Genomic DNA, 23,192 nt, shown 5'->3' on the forward strand with positions numbered 1-23,192 from the left:
TACATCAATCTACCCAAGGCAGAAACTTTGGCGGATTTTGTTCCTGTAGCACAGGGCCGCTTTTATTGAGCATTGAACCATTTAAAACAGCTTCATACAGCTTTATGTAATCGTTGACCATTTTGGTAATGTTAAAGTTATCCATAGCATATTCATAGCACCGTTGCCTGCTATAACCGTCAGCGCTTTTCATAGCGCTGGCCAATTCGTGTTTGCTGTTCGAAAGGAAACCAACATCCGCAGGCACCAACTCGGGCAAGGAGCCATAAGGTGTGCCGAAAACCGGGCATCCAAAATACAGGCTTTCAGTAATAGCAATACCAAAAGGTTCATTCCAGCGTACGGGGAAGATCAAGCCTTTGGAATTGTTCATCACGGCAGCTTTTTGCTCGTCGTTCACCATACCTTTAAAGCTCACATTTAAGTTTGGTGTAAATCTGAACCCCATTTTCACGTTTAGTCGTGTGCCGCCCATTACAACCAGTTTGTTTTTACTTATAGTGGTAACGTCTATAGCTCCCTTCACGTTCTTAACCCGCCACGCGGCCTTTGCCAGAAAGTGAAAGTAGCTACGTTTGCTTTTAAGATCGGGCAGGGGATAATCAGCACTATCTAAGCCATTATAAACAAATGCAGTTGCACCGTGGCGTGATGCGTGATTGCCGGATACAAATACCGAGTTCCTGTCAAGCGGGTGCCCGCCGGGGTTATCGTTCACTGTTATCAGGTACGGCTTTTTGGTGAATCCCTGCACCTGGAATTGAAAGTGCACAACATCTACATCATCTGGTATCTGGCTGTTTATGTCTGCTGCCGGGTTGTAGGTAAGGACTTTGGCAAAAGAACATTGCGAGCCGGCTCCCACCAGGTAAGTAACTTTATGCCCCAATCTCACCAGTTCGCGGCCCAGCCACCATACCATCCGTTCGGTGCCGCCATACTTTGTAGCAGGGATACGGGTGTTGTTGACGAGCAGGATTTTCATGCGCGCTTAAACCACTTTTTACTCACCACCAATAGCCCGAACTCTTCGGACGGATTCTTCTCTGTTGATTTATGATGGATCTTATGCGCACGACGAATGGCAGATAGGTAACGGTTCTGACTTTTGAAGGCCTTAAAACGGTTGTGAATGAACCAGTCGTGAAAGATGAAGTAGATAGTGCCATAGGTGCTAATGCCGGCACCGATCCAAAAACGGTAATCGAGGCTTACATGGCCAACCCACATCAGCCACAAAGCAAGGACGGCAAAGCCGATGCTAAAAAGATCATTAAGCTCAAACCAGCCGTGGCGCTGCTGATGGTGTGTTTTGTGTATGAACCAGAGCGGCCCATGAAAAAGGTACTTATGCATAGCCCAAGAGGCAAGTTCCATTGTTGAAATGGTAAGCAGGACAATGGCTATATTAATAAGTATCTGCATTTATGTTGGCAGTGATTGGTTTACAGTAGGCAGCAAGAGCGTAGCTAACTACCCACTGTAAACCGCAGTTCCTTAAATATGTATCGCCCTGTTTTCAGTTGCTGCCAAACAAGCTTCCCTCATAGCTTCTGTATAGGTAGGATGGGCGTGGCTTGCGCGGGTAACATCTTCTGCCGATGCGCGGAACTCCATGGCAACAACGGCTTCAGCTATCATATCAGCCGCACGCGGGCCAATCATGTGTACACCTAATATTTCATCAGTAGTAGCGTCTGCAAGTACCTTTACAAAGCCGTCAAGGTCGCCGCTGGCGCGTGCACGCCCGCTAGCTTTAAATGGAAATGAACCTACTTTGTACTTGGCACCTTGTTCTTTCAACTGTTCTTCGGTAAAGCCTACGGCAGCAACTTCCGGCCAGGTGTACACTACACCAGGTATAAGGTTATAGTTAATGTGAGGCTTTTGCCCGGCGATAATCTCTGCTACAAAAGTTCCTTCATCTTCAGCTTTGTGGGCAAGCATAGCGCCTTTTATAACATCGCCTATGGCATATACACCTTTAACGCTGGTTTCCAGGTGCTCGTCGACAGTTATTTTACGTCCACGCTCTTCAACGGCAAGGCCGATGTTTTCAAGACCTAAGCCGTCGGTATAAGCAACACGGCCTACGGCTACCATGCAATAATCGCCTTTAAGCTCTTGTTTTTCACCTTTGGCGTTGTCAAAAGTAACGGTTACTTCATCACCTTCAACAGTAGCTCCAGTTACCTTGTGGTTAAGGTAAAACTCCATCCCTTGTTTTTTAAGCACCTTTAGCAATTCGCGGCCAAGTGCTTTATCCATGGTTGGGATAATACCATCCATAAACTCTATAACAGATACCTTAGCACCTAAACGTGCGTAAACAGAGCCAAGTTCCAGGCCTATAACACCACCACCGATAAGTATAAGGTGTTTAGGTACCTCTGGTAAGCTCAAGGCTTCTGTAGAGGTTATAATCCTTTGTTTATCAATCTTAAGAAAAGGCAGGCTGCTGGGTTTTGAGCCGGTAGCTATAATTACCTTTTCGGTTGTAAGTTCTGCTTTGGTGCCGTCGGTTTTTGTAACAACAATGGTGTTTTTATCTTTAAAAGAACCGACGCCTGTGTGTACGTCTATCTTGTTCTTCTTCATTAAAAAGCTGATGCCGCTTGTGTTGGCATTTACAACTTCCTGCTTGCGGGCAACCATGCGTCCGAAATCAAAAGCAAGGTTATCCAGCTTAATGCCATGATCGCTAAAAGCGTGTGCCGCGTTATGGTAGTGCTCAGATGAATCGAGCAGGGCCTTTGAAGGAATACAGCCCACATTAAGGCAAGTGCCGCCAAGTGTGCTGTATTTCTCAATAATGGCAGTTTTCATACCTAATTGCGCGCAGCGAATAGCCGCAACGTACCCGCCCGGGCCCGAACCTATAACGATAACATCATATTGCATAGTAGTATACTTAATTGAGCGCCAAAGTTAAGTATTATACTTTACAGTAATTCACAGTTATAGCACACACTTTTTCTATTTGGCGTCAAATTCTACTATCCATTCAATGCCATATTTGTCTCTGAACATTCCGGCGTATGTACCCCATGGACTATCGCCAATTGGCCCTTCAACTTCTCCACCTGCTGATAACCCGTTAAATATCCTGTCAGCCTCTTCACGGCTTTCTGTACTCAAGGCTATTTTAGAACGGTTTTCATTTTCATTAACCCGCCCCATAAACTCCGGAACATCATTGGCTAATAACACGTTGTGGTTACCAATGGGCAGGGCAATGTGCATTATCTTATTTGCTTCGCTTTCGGGTATTTGAAACTCCGGACTGGATAGTTCTTTAAAGCGGACGATCTTTGTAAACTCTCCGCCAAAAACAGATTTGTAAAAAGTAAATGCTTCTTCGGCATTGCCGTTAAAGTTGATCCATGGATTGATTGTCCTCATAATTTTGATTTAAATGGTTAATGTTTCGCTTACTCTTTATCGGTTTTCAGCATTCCCGTTAGTGATTGATAGTATTTAAGATTCTTGCGATAAGCTTGTCAGCAATTCTTCCAGGTTTTTAAGCGTCATAGTGAAACCTATCTTGAAGCCTTCCAGTAGTTTTTCCAGTCGCTCAAACGATTCGTTGTAAATGGTAATATTTACTTTAGTTATGCTGTCTTGTTCGCTAAAGTTGTAGTCCCAGTCAGAACCCGGCAGCTCGCGATTTTCGTCTTTATCTGAAAATGCATTGTACATCTTGAAATTGGTTTTGGGCGTGATAGATGTAAACTCCTGAACCGCCCAACGCTCCACACTATCGGGACTAATCATAGCGTAAAACCTCCGGCCTCCTTCTTTGAAATCCATATACTTGGTTTTAGCACGCATAGGTGCAGGCGCGCCCCATTGGTCCAGCAACTCGGCTTTTGTGAAGGCATCCCACACCAGGGATAATCCGGCATTAAATTCGCGGGTTATGTAAACAGTTTTAGCCGCTTTGTCAACGTTGAAATCAAATAGCAAATCGTTATTCATTATTCTGTTCTTTAATTGTTTGTAATAGGTTATCGAGTTGATTGAATTGAGTTTCCCAGTTCTGTCTGAATTGAGCTAACCAGTGGTCAAATTCCTGCATTTTCTTAGCATTAAAGTGGTAGTAAATTTCCCGGCCGCGCTGTTGCGGTTTAATTAGTTCGCATTCGTGCAGTACTTTGATGTGTTTGGATACTGCCTGACGGGTCATGTCAAACTTTTCTGCCATTGCATTTGGAGTGAGTGCTTGTATAGCAATCAACGTTAAAATAGCTCTGCGTGTAGGATCGGCTATGGCCTGAAAGATGTCTTGTTTCATTTCGCAGTTTAATGTGCAACTTGTGAGTTGCAAATATATATGCAACTTTTTAGTTGCGCAAATTTATTTGCACATTTTTCACTTAGTCAAGTAGATTAAAGCTAAAAGGATAGTTTTAGCTGGCGATAGCAGCAGCTATTTATAAGAGATGTAAAAAATTTAGCTAGTCATTGCTGCAATTACTACAGATCACATCAACACGCCTACAGCTGGAAATTTTTCGAAGACAGCTGCAGTGTGTGGTGCATCGGCAAGTTCTTCGGTAAGGTCCTGCCCGGCCCAATGCTCATAATGTTTCCCGTTGCGCCAAAGCCGGCTTTCGGTAACGTCGTATATAGTGCCTTTGAAGGCTACCCATATTTGTGGCTTGTCCTGCCCGTTTCGCAGCGCTAGTTGAGACCTGGTATAGGTGGGGAGTTCTGTCATGCGGTTTTACGCTTTCTAAAATACTCCAGAAAAGCTACGTTCATCATTAGCAGTGCCATGCTATAAAAGTGATCTTCGAAAGGTATGGTGTAAACGCGAACCCCCATGTTCTGCGCATTATTGTAGAGTACAACCGGTAAGGAGGTGAGGATTCCGTTTACGATATAAAAGGGTAATAACGACACCAGAAAGGCTAGATAAAACCTGCCCAGCCATTCGGCTTTAACTACATAAACCAGTTTTAGCAGCAATATAGCCAGCAAGCCAAATGTAACAACGGTATACAAGCGTGTGTAATTAACGGCAAGCAATGCAACGGAAAGACCAATCATTACATTTGAAAGTTGCCGTGCGAAAGCGTTGCTGATCTGCCATTTTACGTAGTAGTTGAGGCACGCGTAAATGAAAATACAAGAGAAGGGGACCGTAAGGAAAAACAGTATTTCCTCCAAAGGCAGTCCAAAGAATTTTATACCAACTATATAATTTGGATTAAAGCTCCATACACCGTAAATGGTAAAAAGTACATCCCAGAACAGGAACACCAAGCCAGTTATTAACAAGCCTTGCCACAGGTACTTCCAGCTTTTATAAAACGCGACACGCTTGTCAAAAGACAATGCTATAGGGAATACAATGGTAAGAAAGTTGATAAGTAGATAAGTATATTTCATGCTTATAGGGCAGCCAAATGCTGTGTGAGCTGGTGTTGTTCTGCCGTAGTGCAGCGTTTGGAGTCCAGCAAGAACCGGATAATTGTTTTCACCAGGGGCTTATCAGCCGCAGCGTAGTTACTTTTATTAAGCTGATGAATGATCTCCTGGCGGTCGGCAGTAAGGTTTTTGTTGTACCCTAAAAAGCCGGGTACGTTGTGTTCTATTGAAAAACGCATAAACCTGATCTCGATGTTATGTGGATCGTTACCGATAGCGGTTTTAAATGTACGTTCCGAGTTATTGAGGTATTTAATTTTAAGATATGGGTTCCAGGCGTGTTTAGCTTTTATTGCTTCAAGTGTGCCTATATACCCCGTAACAAGCGATGAGGGTCCCTTGATAGCAACAAGGCTTTTATAAAGAGAATCTGTAGTCTTTTTACTTTCCAGCGCGCTTACAAGTAACTTACGTATGGTATGCAGGTTATAGTCGGGCGTATCATCCAATTTTGCTGATGGCTTACTAAACGCAGATACAGCTATTAGCATCACAATGCCAAATAGCCATCCTTTGTATCTCGATATCTGCAACAAAGCATCCATTTAAATCATGTTCATTTTACGGTGCAGCAAAGCTTTAAAATAAAGCCCCATCTTAACGCTGTCAGACACGCGGACCCGTTTCTGCTGTATTACATGAGCGGGTATACGGCGAATCTTTTTAAATAGCTGCAAGTAATATACATAAGCTACGTACACCCCTAAACGGCTGCCTTGTGGCAGCAGCTTTATTCCTTCTAACGCGTCATCAAAGTCCTTTTTGATGTCCGCTTCTATCAGGCTTTTTTCGGCAGAGGTAAAGTTAGTAAAATCTACCCCCGGGAAGTAAGTTCGACCCCGTTCTTCATAGTCAGACTTGATATCTCTTAAAAAGTTTATTTTCTGGAATGCTGCGCCCAGGCTTCTTGCTTTAGGCACCAGCTGACTATAAAGCTCCGTATTATTTTCACTGAATACCCTCAAACACATTAAGCCAACTACTTCTGCTGACCCGTATATATAAATCTGGTAACCACCATTATCGTATGTGGTTTTATCAAGATCCATTTTCATGGAGTTGAGAAAAGCCTCAATTAACTCATGGTCAATCCCGTATTGATTAACCACCTGCTGAAAGGCCTGCAAAACCGGGTTGGTGCTAATGCCAGCCCTGATAGCTTTAAAAGTTTCTTCTGTAAAGTCGTCTATTAACTGCCGCTGGTCGTGGTCAAAAAAGGTATCTACAATTTCATCCGCGTAACGAACAAAGCCGTATATGGCGTAAACAGGGTACTGAAAGCGCTTTTCGAATGCTCTTATACCTAAACTAAAGGAAGTGCTGTACTTTTCGGTGATAAGTTTGCTGCATTCAAAACACGTTTCGTCGAATAAATTCATAAGCTATGTTCCCAAAAGTACAAAATGATATTGTGAATGTTTTTTATCTCCTTACAACTATTTAAGTAATTTGCCGCGGATGGACACTAAACATGTAGTAGTTATTGGTGCCGGATTTGCCGGATTGGCATCGGCATGCATACTAGCGAAAGAAGGTTATAAAGTAACAGTGCTGGAAAAGAACGACCAGCCCGGCGGCCGCGCCCGGGTTTGGGAAAAAGATGGCTTTAAGTTTGACATGGGCCCGAGCTGGTATTGGATGCCAGATGTATTTGAGAACTTTTTCGCGCTATTTGGTAAAAAGCCAGCTGATTTTTACGACCTGAAACGCCTGGATCCCGGTTATCGCATTTACTACAGTAAAGACGAAGTACTGGATATTCCTGCCGATATGCAGCAACTGGAGCAACTATTTGACTCTATAGAGCCCGGCAGCAGCAAGGGGCTGCAGACTTTTATGGATCAAGCTGCCTACAAGTATAAAGTTGGTATGGGCGAATATGTGTTCCGTCCGTCGCATTCCATAACTGAGTTTATTGATTTTAACCTTATTCGTAAAAGCATGAGCATGCAACTGCTTACCAGCATGAGCAGCCATGTAAGGCAATTTTTTAAAGACCCGAAGCTGGTCAAGTTGCTGGAGTTTCCGGTGCTGTTTTTGGGTGCTACGCCCAAAGACACACCCGCCATGTACAGCATGATGAACTATGCCGACCTGGCACTCGGGACATGGTACCCAATGGGCGGGATGAATGAAATTGTAAGGGCAATGGTGAGCGTTGCTGAAAGTTATGGTGTAGATATCCGCCTGAATACTGAGGTTACTAAAATAGAAATAAAAGATAAGCAGGTAAGCAGCATACAAACCAATAACGGCAGCTTTACTGCGGACTTTGTAATAACCGGTGCGGATTACGAGCATGCCGACCAGCACCTGCTGGACAAGCCGCACCGCAACTACACCGAAAAGTATTGGGACAAGCGCACCATGTCGCCATCCAGTCTGTTGTTTTACATTGGCACCAACAAGAAACTGAAGAGCATAGAGCACCACAACCTCTTTTTTGACGAGGATTTTGAGCAGCATGCCCGCGAGATATACAAAGACCCTCAATGGCCTACAAAGCCACTGTTTTATGTATGCTGTACTTCTAAGACCGACCCTGCGGCCGCGCCTGAGGGATGCGAAAATATCTTCTTCCTAATGCCGATGGCACCGGGGTTAGAAGATAACGAAACTACCCGCGAGAAGTACTTTAACCTGATGATTGACAGGTTTGAGCTGGTGACAGGGGAGAGCATTCGTGAGAGTATTATACTTAAACGCAGCTATGCACTGGATGACTTTAAAGCAGACTACCACTCCTACAAAGGCAATGCTTACGGCCTGGCAAATACGCTGGCCCAGACAGCTTTCTTTAAACCATCTATGCGGGCAAAACACGTGAAAAATATGCTGTACACCGGTCAGCTTACAGTGCCTGGACCAGGCGTGCCGCCGGCTTTAATATCCGGACAGATAGCCGCTAAAGAGGCCATGAAGATGATGATCGAAAAGTCCTGAAGTGTTCAAAAGTGTTCAGCTTTTTTTGTGCCGGTGCCAATTGAACACTTTTGAACGGCCTATATAAATCTCATAAAAAACTGCTTTAATAACACCGATTAAGCTGTTTTTTACTGAATTTCTATACAACGACCTGCAAAAACCACACTTAAATTGCAGGCTATTTTAAATTAAATTTGCAAGTAGGGTCTAAATTACAGGTGAAAAGCCCCGGCAAAACTAAAAGCAAAAAGGCCACCATAGGCAGCCTTAAATCTTATACAGCCGTTAAGCTGCTTTATACCAAATACTCAAACAACGTTTGGTCGCGGTTGATTTCTATCACCTCAAACCGGTGCTCTTCCATACGCTGGAGTAGGGAAGGATAATCTTCCGCGTTCTTCAGCTCTATGCCAACCAGTGCGGGGCCGTTCTCTTTTGCTGTTTTCTTGATGAACTCGAAACGGGTGATATCATCCCCCGGACCCAGCACGTTGGTTACAAATAGTTTTAAAGCACCGGGCCTTTGCGGGAACCGAACAATAAAGTAATGCTTCAGGCCTTCATATAGCAGCGATTTTTCTTTTATCTCGGCCATACGCTCTATATCATTATTTCCGCCGCTTACTACGCACACCACCGTTTTGCCTTTTATCTGTTCGCGTACGCTATCCAGCGCCGTTACAGATAAGGCGCCTGCCGGTTCAACTACAATGGCGTCTTCGTTATACAGCTTTAATATGGTGGTGCAAACCTTACCTTCGGGTACGGTCAGCATGTCATCTAACACCTCGCGGCAGATACGGAAGGTTTTCTCGCCCACACGCTTCACCGCCGCGCCGTCCACAAAACGGTCTATCTGGCCAAGTGTTACCGGCTCGCCTTTTTCAATAGCGGTCCACATAGATGGTGCGCCATCCGGCTCAACACCTATCAGCAAAATATTTTCTTTCTGTTGTTTAAGGTAGGTACCCAGGCCCGCTGCTAAACCACCGCCGCCGACCGGTACTATCACCGCCTCTACTTCGGGCAGGTCTTCCAATATCTCTACACCTACCGTGCCTTGTCCTTCTATCACCTGTTCGTTATCAAATGGCGGTATAAAGGTCATGTTATGTGCCTCAGTATAAGCAAGCGCTTCGCGCAGGCAATCGTCAAAAGTATCGCCAACAAGCACCAGTTCTACGTTGCCGTTGCCAAACATTTCTGTTTGTTTCACTTTTTGCTTGGGGGTGATCTCGGGCATGAATATTACGCCTTTTGTCCCCAGCTTTTTGCATGAATAAGCAACACCCTGGGCATGGTTGCCGGCGCTGGCGCAAACCACGCCGCGCCTCAGCTGCTCGGTGTTAAGCCTGCTTATCATGTTATAAGCACCCCGCAGCTTGTACGACCGCACTATCTGCAGGTCCTCACGTTTCAGGTAAATCTCGCACTCGTACTTCTCCGAAAGGCGTTCGTTGTATTCAAGCGGGGTATGTTTTACAACCCCTTTTAACCTCTCGTAGGCGGCATCAAAATCCAGCTGGCTTTGCGTTACAGTATCCATATCAGTTCTTTACCAGCTTGTAGGCTACCAGTTCCTGCAAGTCGTTATCGTTTATGTCCAGCTTGTTGTCTGCAAGTGTTAAAAAGCGCTGGTAAACTTCATACAGTTCATCTTTATCCAGGGTATGCCCAAGGCGTTCTAAATGGAACTTTAACGCATGGCGGCCGCTGCGCGCGGTTAACACGATGCTGGCGCTTGGGAAACCAACATCTTCCGGGCGGATGATCTCGTAATTTTCCCTGTTCTTCAAAAAGCCATCCTGGTGAATGCCCGAGCTGTGTGCAAAGGCATTGCTGCCTACTATTGCTTTGTTAGGCTGTACCGGCATGCGCATCTGTGTGCTGATCATGCGGCTCATCTCGTAAAAGTTTTTGCTGTTGATGTTGGTATATAAATCAAGCGCCTGGTGCGTTTTCAGGATCATTACCACCTCTTCAATGGAAGTGTTGCCGGCACGCTCGCCAATACCATTTATAGTGCCCTCTATCTGGCGGGCGCCATTTTGCAGCCCTGCAACAGAGTTTGCGGTAGCGAGGCCAAGATCGTTATGGCAATGCACCGAGATGATGGCTTTATCAATATTGCTTACGTTCTCTTTAAGGAACTTTATTTTGCTGCCGTATTGATCGGGCAGGCAGTAGCCGTTTGTATCGGGGATGTTTACTACGGTAGCACCTGCGCCAATTACAGCTTCTACCATCTGCGCCAGGAAAACTATATCAGCACGGCCGGCATCCTCAGCATAGAACTCAATGTCCTCTACCGATTTCTTTGCGTACTTTACTGCTTCTACGGCGCGCTCCAGTATCTCTTCGCGTGTGCTGTTAAATTTGTGTTTAATGTGCTGATCAGACGAGCCTATGCCGGTGTGTATACGCGGGCGCTTAGCATACTTAAGTGCTTCAATCGCCGCATCTATATCACCTTTGTTGGCACGGGTAAGCGCGCAAACCGTCGGCTCAGATACCGCTTTGGATATTTCCACAACACTTTGGAAATCCCCGGGGCTCGATACCGGGAAACCGGCTTCAATTATATCCACGCCCAGCCTTTCCAGTTCGCGGGCTATCTCTATCTTCTCTGGGGTTGTCAGCTGGCAACCCGGTACCTGCTCGCCATCACGAAGGGTGGTGTCAAAAACGTAAACGCGGTTGGGATCGTGTAACATAACTCTCTTTTTTAGTTGTGGGGCTTGAGCGATGGATTAACACCGCCCGCAAATTCATTTAATATTTTTGAGGATGATCTTGTCACCCGTAATCTTTAATCTTATTGTTTAACAGCAATAAACCTTAATCTCACATAATCGGCATACCATTGCCCGTTCTCATTGTAAACAGGCTCCAGCAATGCGGTAACCTCTTCCAGTAGCTGTTGCTTTTCTTCTTTTGGAACGCCAACAAGGTATAATGGCGCAAACATGCTTATCCATTTAGCTACACCCTGGTCGCCATCCTGCAGAGGTGTTTTACGATCAAAGTGAGAAGCATAAGTTACCCTGAAACCTTGTGCTTCCAGCCTCGATGTATAATCAGCAAGAGATGGGAAATACCAAATTTCAGTTTCGGCTTGTTTATGATAACCATGCTTACGCAGTACCTGGCGGGTTGCTGCTATCAGGTGCTGTACGTTGCCTTTGCCGCCCATTTCTGCCACAAAGCGGCCACCTGGTTTAAGCGAATCGTAAACGCATTTGATTGCAGCATCGGCCTTTTTTATCCAGTGCAGCGTAGCATTGGAAAATACTGCGTCAAACTTTTCATCAAAATGAAAATTGGTGCCGTCCGCAACTACAAAATCAACTTCAGGATAAGTTTCCTTAGCTTTTTTTATCATCTCAGGCGAAGCGTCTGCACCAATCACGTTCGCACCTTGTATACGTATTTGGTCGGTAAGATAACCGGTACCGCAACCAAGGTCCAGTACACGTTCGCCCGGTTGTGCATCCAGCAGTTCCAGCACGTTCTCACCAAACTGGTAAACAAACGCGTGCTTCTGATCATATAATTCGGCGTTCCATTTCATAATAGCTCCAACCCCCTGCCCCCTGAAGGGGGAATTTGTTTTTTATATTAAATTACCACACTCCAACTCCCCCTTCAGGGGGTCGGGGGGCTATAGGTATTCCAAAACTTTTTGGCCCATGGCCGTTGTACCCAGTATTTTAGCTTTATCAGTATTTGCATCAGCAATGTCGCCGGTGCGGAAACCTTCTTTAAGTACTTTGTCAATTGCAGTGGTGATAGCTTTAGCTTCGTCCTTTAGCCCAAAACTTATCTCGAGCATTAATGCTACAGATAGGATGGAGGCTAGCGGATTTGCTTTGTCCTGCCCGGCAATATCATGCGCCGAACCGTGAATAGGTTCGAAAAACCCTGTTCCATCACCTATAGATGCCGACGCCAGCATACCCATTGAACCTGCAATTTGCGATGCTTCATCAGTAAGAATATCGCCAAAAAGGTTAGCGGTAAGCACCACGTCAAACTTTTTAGGGTTCTTAACCAATTGCATGGCTGCGTTATCAATAAACATGTGCTCGGTCTCTACGTCAGGGTATTGTTTCGCTAGTTCCTGCACTACCTCGCGCCAGAGGCGGGAAGCTTCCAGCACGTTAGCTTTATCTACCGAGCATAACCTTTTGCCACGAACCCTTGCTGCCTCAAAAGCTTTGGTGGCAATGCGCTCCACCTCGTAACGATGATAGATCATCAGGTCCGAAGCCGTGTTACGGTCTTCGCTGCGTTTTTTTTCACCAAAGTAAACGTCGCCGGTAAGTTCCCTAAAGAAAAGGATATCCGTTCCCTTTAGTATTTCCGGCTTTAAGCTGGATGCATCCAGCAGTTCATCAAAAAGCATGATAGGACGCAGGTTGGCATACAGCCCAAGCTCTTTACGTATTTTTAATAATCCCTGCTCCGGGCGAACCTTTGCAGATGGATCGTTATCATATTTTATGTGCCCTATTGCGCCAAATAGTATAGCGTCGCTGGCTTTCGCTTTTTCCAGGGTTTCGTCTGGCAGCGGACTACCGGTCGCTTCTATACCAGCATGACCCATCAACGCCTCATCAAACGTAAATTCATGGCCGTAGCTTTGGCCTATTTTCTCCAGTACGGCTTTTCCCCAGGTGGTTACTTCCGGCCCAATGCCGTCGCCCGGTATTACTAAAATGTGTTTTGTCATAAACCCCTTAATCCCCTAAAGGGGAAATTTTTATTTGTTAACTCCGCGCACTTCAGACAATTTCATTATCATCAATTGCGCGTCCGTTTGTATCCAGTTGTTGTATTCTTCTATTGCCTGCAGCCGGTCCTCATTGCTGATATAACCTTCGTCTACCATTTGCGTCATCTGCGCTACAGACGACCATATACCTATTTTCTTCTCGAAGTTTGCATTGCCCCTTCGGTAAAACTCTGGCGCATCTAAAAGCTCTATGGATGATAGCCCGGCTTCCTCAAAGTACCAGGGCAGATCCATAGCGATATGGTTGTTCATGCCGGCATCTCCGCGCCACCTTAAAAAAGTAGCGTAAAACTTGAGCATACTTGGCGGCGGCAGCGGTTGCCACTCCAGCGACTCATGATTATAATCCAGAACCGACAGGATGCCTCCGGGCTTCAACATACTCTTCAACTTTACCACGGCTGCTTGCGGATCGCTTAACCATTGCAGTACCCTGGCAGCTACAATCAGGTCAAACTTTTCTTCCGGCTCGTAGCTGAACAGGTCGGCGTGTATCAGCTCAAGGTTCTCTACATCCGCGTAAGTTTCCTTTCCGCTTTGTATAAAGTACTCCGTATTGTCTATCCCCGTAACATGCGCCACTTTAGCGGCGATGTCTTTAGATATAGCACCGGTACCACAACCCACATCCAGCACGCGCCAATCCTGCTGCAATAGTGGCGGCAGGGTAGCATAATCGGCTGTAAGGCTCCGCTCGTCAAATAACTTAGCGGTTCCCTTGCCTTCGCGTTGTATGTGTTTTTGAAAGTTCATTTAACCCCCCAGCCCCCTAAAGGGGGAGCTTTTGATTGTGTACTTTTTAGTGTCAAAACCCTTCTGTTCCCCCTTTAGGGGGCTAGAGGGTTTCAAATTCCTCTATTTTCTCTTTCTTGCTCAGAATATAATCTATATCATCGTAGCCGTTGGTCATGCAGGCTTTTTTGTAAGGGTTTACCTCAAAGCTTTCCTGATCGCCGGTGGCTACTATTTTAATAAACTGATCTACCAGGTTCACCTCAATCTCTGCATGCGGATCAAGATAGATGGCATCGAAAAGCTTTTTCAGGAACTCATCGCTTACCTGCACAGGAAGCAGGCCATTGTTAAGGGCATTGCCTTTAAATATATCGGCAAAAAAGCTGCTCACTACGGCATCAAAGCCATAGTCGGCCAATGCCCATGCAGCGTGCTCGCGGCTGCTGCCGCAGCCAAAGTTTTTTCCTGCAACAAGTACTTTTCCACTATAAGTAGGATCGTTAAGAACAAAGTCCTGTTTAGGGTTGCCGTCGTTATCAAAACGCCAGTCGCGAAACAGGTTATTGCCAAAACCTTCGCGGGTAGTGGCCTTTAGAAACCGTGCAGGAATAATCTGGTCGGTATCGATGTTCTCGATAGGCAGCGGTACCGCGCCGGTTTGTATATGTTTAAATATTTTGGTTGCCATCTGAATCAGAATTTACAGAATTTTAGAAGTTACAGAATGCTTGTCCTGCTGTAATCCATTATTCGTTACATTATATCGTTGGTTAAAAATCAATTTATATTGAAGGCTTTGACTACCGAAGTTTATTAACAAACCTGTGGGGTAGTTATAAGCGACAGTATAGTTTTTTGCTTGTGCCAAGTGCACATCCTCTAGGTTGATAATCGCTTTAAGCTCCACTGTCAATCTTCCTTCAATTATAAAGTCTGCCCTTCTTGTGCCTACATGCGTGCCTTCATAAAAAATAGGTTGTTCTTCTTCTCTAACGAACTTCACGTTAGCCTTAGCTAATTCGAGTGCAAGGCATCTTTGATAAATCACCTCCTGAAAACCGTTACCAAGTGTGTTATGCACTTTCATTGCACAGCCAATCACTTTGTATGTAAGCTCGTCTTTTTCCATCTAAGCACATCAAATTCTGCTAATTCTCTAATTCTGCAAATTCTGATTCAGACAACATCTCCCTGATATCCGTAACCACGCCCGTAATGGCGCTTGCAGCCGCGGTAAGCGGACTTGCCAGGAAGGTGCGGCTATTAGGGCCCTGACGGCCTTCAAAGTTTCTGTTTGATGTTGAGATGCAGTATTTGCCTGCGGGTATCTTATCCTCGTTCATGCCCAGGCAGGCGCTGCAGCCCGGTTCGCGCAACGGGAATCCTGCGGACTCGAAAACTTTATCCAGGCCTTCGGCTATAGCCTGCTGCTGAACTTGTTTAGAGCCGGGTACTACCCAAACCGTAACATTGTCGGCCTTTTGTTTGCCTTTAACAAACCTGGCTACTTCGCGTAAATCTTCAATACGGGAGTTGGTACAGCTGCCGATAAATACATAATCAATCGGGTGTCCAAGCAGTTGCTCATCATCATGCAAGCCCATGTAGTCCAGCGCCTTTTTGTAAGAGCCCTGTTCTTTAGCTTCGAATGATGTTGTTTCGGGCACATGCTGTGTTACGCCGATGCCCATACCCGGATTGGTGCCATAGGTGATCATGGGCTCAATATCTTCTGCCCTGAAGTTTAGCACACTGTCAAACTCGGCATCTTCATCAGAGTAAAGTGTTTGCCAGTAAGCAACGGCTTTGTCCCAATCTTCACCTTTAGGCGCAAATTCGCGGCCTTTAACATAGTTGATGGTGGTTTCATCCGGAGCGATCAATCCGCAGCGAGCACCCATTTCAATGCTCATGTTGCAGATGGTCATGCGGCCTTCCATGCTCAGGGAGCGAATGGTATCGCCGGCATATTCAACCGCGTAACCTGTACCACCTGCTGCAGATATCTGCGCGATGATGTACAGGATGATATCTTTGGCGCCGACTCCTTTTTGCAGCTGGCCGTTAACTTCTATTTTCATGCGCTTAGGGCGCGACTGCAGTAAGCACTGCGTAGCCAGCACCTGTTCTACCTGCGATGTGCCAATACCGAAAGCAATAGCGCCAAAAGCGCCATGTGTTGAGGTATGGCTGTCGCCGCAAACATAGGTGCCGCCCGGGCGGGTAATGCCCAGCTCGGGGCCAATAACGTGCACTATACCCTGGTAAGGGTGCCCAAGGCCATATAGCTCGATGCCAAACTCTTTACAGTTTTTGGTGAGCATATCAACCTGGTAGCGCGAAAGTTCTTCTTTTATGGGGAGGTGTTGGTCCCAGGTAGGGACGTTGTGATCGGCCGTGGCAACGGTTTGTTTCGGCCTGAAAACCGGTAAGCCACGCTGGCGCAAGCCATCAAATGCCTGCGGGCTGGTTACCTCATGAATAAAATGAGTGTCGATGTATAAAACGTCGGGAAAGCCCTCAGCGCTGCTGACGACGTGTGCATCCCAAATTTTATCGAATAATGTTTTTGCCATGTTCTTACAAATTTTGAAAGTAGCAGCGGCAGTTGCAGCAGCACTTAATAACTGCTGTCTGAAACTACCACTGCTACTATTTATTACGCTTCTACAGCCTGGTTCTCAGGGCGTAAACTGCGTACAGTTTTGCCTGCCTGCCACATTTCGCTTTCGCGTAATTCGCGTAATTCTTCGTTCAGTTTTTCGCGGTAGTCAGACTTGCTGTTAGAGTCGATAGATTTTTGTGACTCCACACCTGTAGCTACGCTATTGTAAAGGTCTTCAAACACTGGTTTGGTAGCATCACGGAACTTCTTCCACCAGTCCAGCGCACCACGCTGTGCAGTGGTAGAGCAGTTGGCGTACATCCAATCCATACCGTTTTCAGCCACCAGCGGCATCAGCGATTGGGTAAGTTCTTCAACGGTCTCGTTAAATGCTTCTGAAGGAGAGTGCCCGTTAGTGCGCAATACTTCGTACTGTGCTGCAAAGATACCCTGGATGCAACCCATTAGTGTGCCGCGCTCGCCGGTAAGATCGCTGAATACTTCTTTCTTGAAGTCGGTTTCGAACAGGTAACCGCTGCCTACAGCTATACCTAAAGCAATAACACGCTCCTGTGCTTTGCCTGTAGCATCCTGGAAGATAGCATAACTTGAATTTAAGCCACGGCCCTGTAGGAACATACGGCGCAATGAAGTGCCAGAACCTTTAGGTGCTACAAGGAACACATCTACATCAGCAGGAGGGACGATGCCGGTCTGCTCGTTAAAAGTGATACCAAAACCATGTGAGAAATACAGCGCTTTACCCGGGGTAAGGTGTTTTTTAACTGTTGGCCAAAGTTCAATTTGAGCGGCATCGCTAAGCAGGTAACAGATGATGGTGCCTTTTTCCAGAGCTTCTTCAATTTCAAAAAGTGTTTCGCCGGGTACAAAGCCGTCACTTACAGCCTTATCCCAGGTTTTTGAATTTTTACGCTGGCCAACAATTACGTTAATGCCGTTGTCTTTTTGATTAAGCGCCTGCCCCGGACCCTGAACGCCATAGCCAATAACAGCTACTACTTCGTCCTTCAATACGTCCTGAGCTTTTGATAAAGGGAACTCGTCGCGGGTAACTACATTTTCTTCGGTACCGCCGAAATTTAATTTTGCCATTGTTTTTGTTTTTGATTACACCCGTTAAGGTGATTTCACTAATTTATTGTGATTTATAACGTTTATTTATTTACTCCGATTACATGGTAAAGACCTTCTGCCCCTGGTTTAGGTATTCGTTCTCTACTACGTCCTCACCTGGTTCAAGCCTTTCAAATTCGCGCAGTTTGCGGTTAAAACCGTCACTTTGTTTAATGATAGCTACACGTGCGCTGCGTACAAATTCTATAAGGCCATAAGGCTGCAGAATCTTGATCAGGTTATCTGTTTCCTCCCGGTGACCCGTCGCCTCGAAAACTGTATAATCTTTACGGATAACCACTGCGCGAGCACCGTTCTCACGTAATAAGCGCTCTACGCTAATTTTTTCAGCAATAACATCTGTAGACATTTTGTAGAGCGCCAGCTCCTGCCAAACCACATCGTCATTGGTGTGGTAATACACTTTAAGTACCTCTACCTGTTTTTCTATCTGGCGGGTAAGCTTACGTACTACCTCTTCGCTTTCGTTTATTACGATGTTAAAGCGGTGGATACTTTCTATTTCTGATGGTGAAGTATTAAGGCTATCAATATTGATCTTGCGGCGCGTAAATATAATTGCAATGCGGCTAAGCAAACCTATTTGGTTCTCGGTATAAACCGTGATATTAAACTCCTGCTTTTGGTTCTCTAATGTTTCCATTTTTAAGTTTTATTCCCGTCAGGGTATTACTTTAACCTTATTTCTGCTACACTGCATCCCTGTGGTACCATCGGGAACACGTTGTTTTCTTTGCGTACCATAACTTCCAGCAGGTACGAGCCGTTATGCTCCAGCATTTCTTTCAGGGATAAAGAAAGGTCGGCACGGTCATCTATTGATTTACCTGCGATGCCATACCCCTTAGCAACGGTAACAAAGTCAGGGCTTTGGATATCCACGAACGAATAGCGACGCTCGTTAAACAATTCTTGCCACTGGCGCACCATGCCCAGGAAACGGTTGTTAAGAATGATAATTTTTACGTTGATGCCGCTTTGCATTATGGTGCCCAGTTCCTGTAAGGTCATCTGGAAACCACCATCGCCTATAATGGCTACTACGTCACGCTCCTGTGCGCCAAACTTGGCACCAATGGCAGCAGGAAGGGCAAAGCCCATAGTGCCTAAGCCACCACTGGTTACATTACTGCGGGTTTTGTTTAGCCTTGCATATCGGCAGGCCACCATCTGGTGCTGGCCAACGTCGCTTACGATAATGGCCTCACCGCCGGTTAGGTCATTAAGATGCTTAATTACCTCGCCCATAGTCATTTCACCGTCGCCGGGGTTTAACTCGTCAAATATTACGGCTTCAATTTCTTTATCAGCAAACTCTTTGAATTTATTTACCCATTCGGTATGCTGTTTAGCTTCTACAAGTTTGGTTAACAACGGTAAGGTTTCTTTGCAGTCGCCCCATACAGGTACGGTGCTCACCACATTTTTGTCGATCTCTGCCGGATCTATATCTAGATGGATCACCTTGGCCTGCTTAGCATACTTGTCCAGCCGGCCGGTTACGCGGTCGTCAAAGCGCATACCTATCGCAATAAGTACATCGCACTCGTTAGTAAGCACGTTAGGACCGTAATTGCCGTGCATGCCCAGCATGCCTACATTAAGTTCATGATCTGTAGGGATAGCACCCGCGCCTAGTATCGTCCATGCAGCAGGGATGCCGCTCTTTTCTATAAATGTTTTAAACTCTTGTTCCGCACTGCCCAATATCACGCCCTGGCCCCACAACACAAATGGCTTTTTGGCCTGGTTGATCAGCTCTGCTGCTTGCTGAATATATTGGGGCCTTACTATAGGTTTCGGCCTGTAGCTGCGGATGTGCTTGCAGGGCGTGTAACCATGGTAGTCAAATTTTTGGATCTGCGCATTTTTGGTTATATCGATAAGCACTGGACCCGGCCGTCCGCTTTTAGCGATGTAGAAGGCTTTAGCAATAACTTCAGGAATCTCGTTAGCATCTGTAACCTGGTAGTTCCATTTAGTTACGGGTGTAGTTATATTAATTACGTCTGTTTCCTGGAAAGCATCGGTACCCAACAAGTGTGCAAATACCTGCCCGGTAATACATACCAGGGGTGTGCTATCTATCTGCGCATCTGCAAGGCCGGTAACCAGGTTGGTTGCACCCGGGCCGCTGGTTGCAAATACCACACCCACTTTGCCGGAAGTGCGCGCATAACCCTGGCCTGCATGTATGCCGCCCTGTTCATGGCGTACCAGTATGTGGTTAAGTTTTTCCTTATAGTCGTACAATGCGTCGTAAATAGGCATAATAGCGCCACCGGGATAGCCAAAAATAGTATCCACGCCTTCCACAATCAGTGCTTCCAGTAAAGCTACCGAACCTGATACTTGTGTTACCGGTGCCGTTGCTGGCTGAACTGCAACTGCACCTATCTCTCGCTGTGCTACTTCCATTGGATTAATAATTATGGCTACTGTATTTTCACCGGTATAATTGTATTTGGGTGTTTATTATTGTGTTTAGTAAGGCATTGCTTATTCGTCGGTTACACAACCTTCTGCTGCGTTAGTAACGGTTTTAGCATAGCGGTAAAGCAAACCTTTGCTTACCTTAAGCGGTGGCTGCTGCCATGCTGCCTTACGGGCCGCCATTTCTTCGTCGCTTATCATCAAATTGATGGTGCGGTTAACAGCATCTATCAGGATGCGGTCCTCGTCTTTTACCAGTGCTATAGCACCGCCGTCGTAAGCTTCCGGAGTAATGTGCCCAACCACAAAGCCATGTGTACCACCGCTGAAGCGACCATCAGTGATCAATGCTACCGAACTGCCCAGGCCTGCACCGAATATGGCAGAGGTCGGCTTTAGCATTTCGGGCATACCAGGGGCACCTTTAGGCCCAGCATTGCGGATCACCACAACGTCGCCTTGTTTAACACGGCCGCTTTGTATCCCGGCAATCAGTTCAAACTCGCCGTCAAACACGCGGGCAGGGCCTTCAAAGCGCTCACCTTCTTTACCGGTGATCTTGGCTACGCTACCACCTTCGGCAATGTTGCCATATAATATTTGTAAGTGGCCTGTAGCCTTAATCGGCTTCTCTGCAGGCAGTATGATTTTTTGTGTTTCAAAGTCCAGTTCGGGTACGTCTGCAAGGTTCTCTGCAATAGTTTTACCGGTTACGGTAAGGCAATCTCCGTGCAGCCAACCCTGTTGCAGGCAATACTTCATTACCGCCGGAACACCACCTACATTGTGCAGGTCTTCCATCATGTATTTGCCGCTGGGCTTCATATCAGCTAACAGCGGTATGCGGTTGCTTACTTCCTGGAAATCATCCTGAGTAAGTTTTACGCCTATGCTTTTAGCCATAGCAATAAGGTGCAGCACAGCGTTAGTAGATCCGCCCAGCACCATTATTATTACCATAGCGTTTTCAAACGCTTCGCGCGTCATGATGTCTGACGGCTTGATGTCGCGCTCCAGTAATATTTTTATAGCCTTACCTGCGGCCAGGCATTCGGCTTTTTTATCTTCACTTAATGCAGGGTTTGAAGAGGAGTAGGGCAAGCTCATGCCCAATGCCTCAATAGCTGCCGCCATAGTATTGGCCGTGTAAACACCACCGCAAGCGCCGGCACTCGGACAGGCGTTTTTGATTACACCCATAAAATCGATATCGTCTATCTGCCCGGCTATTTTTTTACCAAGTGCTTCAAAGGCAGATACGATATTAAGGTCTTCACCTTTCCAATGGCCCGGCTTTATAGTACCGCCATACACCATTATAGATGGGCGGTTTAATCGGCCCATTGCCATTACCGACCCAGGCATGTTCTTATCGCAGCCGGGCAGGGCTATCAGCCCGTCATAATATTGTGCACCAACAACCGCTTCTATCGAATCTGCAATAATGTCGCGGCTCACCAGCGAGTAACGCATACCTTCCGTGCCATTGCTCATGCCATCGCTTACGCCAATGGTATGGAAAATTAGCCCCACAAGATCTTCATCCCATACGCCTTGCTTTACTAACTGGGCAAGATCATTAAGGTGCATGTTGCAGGTGTTACCATCGTATCCCATGCTCACTACACCTACCTGTGCTTTCTTCATATCATCGTCCGTTAAGCCGATGCCGTAAAGCATGGCCTGAGCGGCCGGTTGGGTAGGGTCTTGTGTAAAAGTTTTGCTGTACTTATTTAATTCTACAGCCGACGAGGTATCTGATGATGAACTCATTTTTTATATAGTTACGATCTGCGTAAACTGATAAACTTGTTAGATATTAAGGTTCAATTGTGTATTTGTAAGGTAGGTATAGCCATTTCGAATAGCAATACGCTAAAACAAAAAAGTGAAATAAGAATTAAAGTTTTCAAAACCAGTTATTATAAATTATAATTTTGTATTTATATTTTTTTACAAAATTAAATATTTTTCATCTTATACCAAAGTTTAAAACGGTATTCGGTACAATTTTTATGCATGCATAGTAACAAGCCGAAATTCTGCGTAAAATGATGAGGTTTGAAAAAAAAATTGCGTTTTCGAAAATGTTGTTAGGTGTCAACTAATTCTGGAGGTTAAAAAAAAATCGGACATTAGACAAGCTCAATATACATATGAAGATATATCTAACCCTGGTATTACTATTTACTGCCGTTTGTGTAAACGGACAGCAAGCTCAGCTTACTCTGCGACTTAAAAAAGACAGTGTTTATTATCTTAACACAAATGTTGCAATGACAACAAACCAGTATTTTCCGGGTAAAAAAACAATGGCAGGGGTGGAAATATCTTCGCTTTCATCTCACAAAGTAGTTGATGTACTAGATACAGCCTACCGATTGGAGGTTCAGTTCGAACGACTTTCCGTTAAAATAAACATCGACGGTTTGATCTTAAACGAAATGCCAGACATGAGCGGAACACTTACAGAACTAGCGTCATTAATGAAGCACAAGGTTTTTCACATTGTAGTTAGTCGATATGGTAGTTTGATGGCAGTGGAAGATGCTGATAAACTATTTAATTCATCCTTTGATAGTTTTTCTAATTTGAGTGATCAGAAAAAACTGCGACTACTAACAGCTGTACGTAGCTTGTTTGATAAACGTGTTATAAGGAACACGTATTTTGACGCTTTTACATTAGTACCTAAGGATGCTGTAGATTTAAATTACTCCTGGACAGTTAACCAGAATTTAGAATCGAGCGTCCGGGCGGCAATGGATACGAAATACCTTTTATCAGCAGTCAATAATAATGTAAGTGTAATTACTGGTGAGGGTACTTTAAGAGCGGGACCTTCACCGGATTACCGGAGTTCAAACGGCTTGATGATGCGAATGATTGATGTAGGTGGAACCATTAAAAAGAAAATCGTAATAAATTCAACCACAGGATGGCCTGTAAATATAAGCGTAGTAAGAAACCTTAAAGCAACAGGAGATATAAAAGACTGTCCACAATTTCCAGGCGGGCTTAAGTTCCCTATTGAAATGTTGTTTAATATATCAAGTAGTACTAAATAGTTTACAAACAAAAAACGCCCGGGCAAATGCCCAGGCGTTTCAA

24 protein-coding genes are annotated in these 23,192 nt (G+C 45.5%); 2 read left to right on the forward strand and 22 right to left on the reverse strand.

Annotated elements, in window-relative coordinates; all coding sequences use genetic code 11:
• Window positions 1–4: 4 nt before the first annotated feature.
• From AC59GT_RS03340 to AC59GT_RS03385, 10 genes are all read right to left on the reverse strand, one after another.
• The gene (locus AC59GT_RS03340; protein ID WP_497236313.1) at window positions 5–985 is read right to left on the reverse strand and encodes a glycosyltransferase; all 981 of its coding nucleotides are present in this window, start codon (window positions 983–985) and stop codon (window positions 5–7) included.
• Window positions 982–1,425 carry a sterol desaturase family protein gene (locus tag AC59GT_RS03345; protein WP_497236314.1) on the reverse strand — a complete coding sequence of 148 codons (444 nt, stop codon included), beginning with the start codon at window positions 1,423–1,425 and terminating at the stop codon, window positions 982–984. Before AC59GT_RS03345 ends, AC59GT_RS03340 begins: the two co-directional genes overlap by 4 nt.
• 72 nt (window positions 1,426–1,497) lie before the next feature.
• A complete protein-coding gene (lpdA, locus tag AC59GT_RS03350) occupies window positions 1,498–2,901 on the reverse strand; it encodes a dihydrolipoyl dehydrogenase (protein WP_497236315.1) in 1,404 nt (467 codons plus the stop codon).
• A 75-nt stretch (window positions 2,902–2,976) separates the two neighbouring features.
• Window positions 2,977–3,402 carry a VOC family protein gene (locus AC59GT_RS03355; RefSeq protein WP_117384305.1) on the reverse strand — a complete coding sequence of 142 codons (426 nt, stop codon included), beginning with the start codon at window positions 3,400–3,402 and terminating at the stop codon, window positions 2,977–2,979.
• A gap of 75 nt (window positions 3,403–3,477) precedes the next feature.
• Entirely contained in the window at window positions 3,478–3,978 is a 501-nt protein-coding gene (locus AC59GT_RS03360) for an SRPBCC family protein (protein WP_497236316.1), read from the reverse strand.
• Complete coding sequence (locus AC59GT_RS03365) at window positions 3,971–4,294, reverse strand: ArsR/SmtB family transcription factor (protein ID WP_117384303.1); 324 nt, start codon at window positions 4,292–4,294, stop codon at window positions 3,971–3,973. Before AC59GT_RS03365 ends, AC59GT_RS03360 begins: the two co-directional genes overlap by 8 nt.
• Before the next feature lie 189 nt (window positions 4,295–4,483).
• Window positions 4,484–4,720 carry a cytochrome b5 domain-containing protein gene (locus AC59GT_RS03370; RefSeq protein WP_117384302.1) on the reverse strand — a complete coding sequence of 79 codons (237 nt, stop codon included), beginning with the start codon at window positions 4,718–4,720 and terminating at the stop codon, window positions 4,484–4,486.
• Entirely contained in the window at window positions 4,717–5,394 is a 678-nt protein-coding gene (locus AC59GT_RS03375) for a lycopene cyclase domain-containing protein (protein WP_497236317.1), read from the reverse strand. The genes AC59GT_RS03370 and AC59GT_RS03375 overlap by 4 nt, the downstream gene beginning before the upstream one ends.
• 2 nt (window positions 5,395–5,396) lie before the next feature.
• Window positions 5,397–5,978, reverse strand: coding sequence for a hypothetical protein (locus tag AC59GT_RS03380; RefSeq protein ID WP_117384300.1), 582 nt, complete (start codon window positions 5,976–5,978; stop codon window positions 5,397–5,399).
• Window positions 5,979–6,812 (reverse strand): phytoene/squalene synthase family protein, encoded by an 834-nt coding sequence (locus AC59GT_RS03385; RefSeq protein ID WP_497236318.1) that lies wholly within the window; start codon window positions 6,810–6,812, stop codon window positions 5,979–5,981.
• A 79-nt stretch (window positions 6,813–6,891) separates the two neighbouring features.
• On the opposite strand from AC59GT_RS03385, the gene crtID reads away from it, so the two are divergent.
• A complete protein-coding gene (gene crtID, locus AC59GT_RS03390) occupies window positions 6,892–8,376 on the forward strand; it encodes a bifunctional phytoene desaturase/3,4-desaturase (protein ID WP_497236319.1) in 1,485 nt (494 codons plus the stop codon).
• 277 nt (window positions 8,377–8,653) lie between these two features.
• Here crtID and ilvA read toward each other — a convergent pair whose 3' ends face one another.
• From ilvA to ilvD, 12 genes are all read right to left on the reverse strand, one after another.
• Window positions 8,654–9,904: a threonine ammonia-lyase IlvA gene (gene ilvA / locus AC59GT_RS03395; protein WP_497236320.1), complete on the reverse strand. Its 1,251-nt coding sequence runs from the start codon at window positions 9,902–9,904 to the stop codon at window positions 8,654–8,656.
• 1 nt (window position 9,905) lies between these two features.
• Window positions 9,906–11,072, reverse strand: coding sequence for a 2-isopropylmalate synthase (locus tag AC59GT_RS03400; protein ID WP_497236321.1), 1,167 nt, complete (start codon window positions 11,070–11,072; stop codon window positions 9,906–9,908).
• A gap of 101 nt (window positions 11,073–11,173) precedes the next feature.
• Window positions 11,174–11,929, reverse strand: a complete 756-nt coding sequence (locus AC59GT_RS03405; protein WP_497236322.1) for a class I SAM-dependent methyltransferase — start codon at window positions 11,927–11,929, stop codon at window positions 11,174–11,176.
• A 90-nt stretch (window positions 11,930–12,019) separates the two neighbouring features.
• Window positions 12,020–13,090, reverse strand: a complete 1,071-nt coding sequence (leuB, locus tag AC59GT_RS03410) for a 3-isopropylmalate dehydrogenase (RefSeq protein WP_497236323.1) — start codon at window positions 13,088–13,090, stop codon at window positions 12,020–12,022.
• 30 nt (window positions 13,091–13,120) lie between these two features.
• Window positions 13,121–13,906: a class I SAM-dependent methyltransferase gene (locus AC59GT_RS03415; protein ID WP_497236324.1), complete on the reverse strand. Its 786-nt coding sequence runs from the start codon at window positions 13,904–13,906 to the stop codon at window positions 13,121–13,123.
• An 82-nt stretch (window positions 13,907–13,988) separates the two neighbouring features.
• Window positions 13,989–14,576: a 3-isopropylmalate dehydratase small subunit gene (gene leuD, locus AC59GT_RS03420; RefSeq protein ID WP_497236325.1), complete on the reverse strand. Its 588-nt coding sequence runs from the start codon at window positions 14,574–14,576 to the stop codon at window positions 13,989–13,991.
• A gap of 12 nt (window positions 14,577–14,588) precedes the next feature.
• Window positions 14,589–15,017, reverse strand: a complete 429-nt coding sequence (locus AC59GT_RS03425; RefSeq protein WP_497236326.1) for a GxxExxY protein — start codon at window positions 15,015–15,017, stop codon at window positions 14,589–14,591.
• Window positions 15,018–15,036: 19 nt separating this feature from the next.
• Window positions 15,037–16,464, reverse strand: coding sequence for a 3-isopropylmalate dehydratase large subunit (leuC, locus tag AC59GT_RS03430; RefSeq protein WP_497236327.1), 1,428 nt, complete (start codon window positions 16,462–16,464; stop codon window positions 15,037–15,039).
• An 83-nt stretch (window positions 16,465–16,547) separates the two neighbouring features.
• The gene (ilvC, locus tag AC59GT_RS03435; RefSeq protein WP_497236328.1) at window positions 16,548–17,606 is read right to left on the reverse strand and encodes a ketol-acid reductoisomerase; all 1,059 of its coding nucleotides are present in this window, start codon (window positions 17,604–17,606) and stop codon (window positions 16,548–16,550) included.
• A 79-nt stretch (window positions 17,607–17,685) separates the two neighbouring features.
• The gene (ilvN, locus tag AC59GT_RS03440) at window positions 17,686–18,291 is read right to left on the reverse strand and encodes an acetolactate synthase small subunit (protein ID WP_117384288.1); all 606 of its coding nucleotides are present in this window, start codon (window positions 18,289–18,291) and stop codon (window positions 17,686–17,688) included.
• 26 nt (window positions 18,292–18,317) lie between these two features.
• Entirely contained in the window at window positions 18,318–20,066 is a 1,749-nt protein-coding gene (gene ilvB / locus AC59GT_RS03445) for a biosynthetic-type acetolactate synthase large subunit (RefSeq protein ID WP_497236329.1), read from the reverse strand.
• Between the two features lie 81 nt (window positions 20,067–20,147).
• Window positions 20,148–21,854, reverse strand: a complete 1,707-nt coding sequence (ilvD, locus tag AC59GT_RS03450; protein WP_497236330.1) for a dihydroxy-acid dehydratase — start codon at window positions 21,852–21,854, stop codon at window positions 20,148–20,150.
• A 383-nt stretch (window positions 21,855–22,237) separates the two neighbouring features.
• Here ilvD and AC59GT_RS03455 point away from each other — a divergent pair, with 383 nt between their 5' ends.
• A complete protein-coding gene (locus tag AC59GT_RS03455) occupies window positions 22,238–23,149 on the forward strand; it encodes a DUF6263 family protein (RefSeq protein ID WP_497236331.1) in 912 nt (303 codons plus the stop codon).
• Window positions 23,150–23,192: the final 43 nt, after the last annotated feature.

It is taken from the genome of Mucilaginibacter sp. 320_HR, from assembly GCF_059691875.1.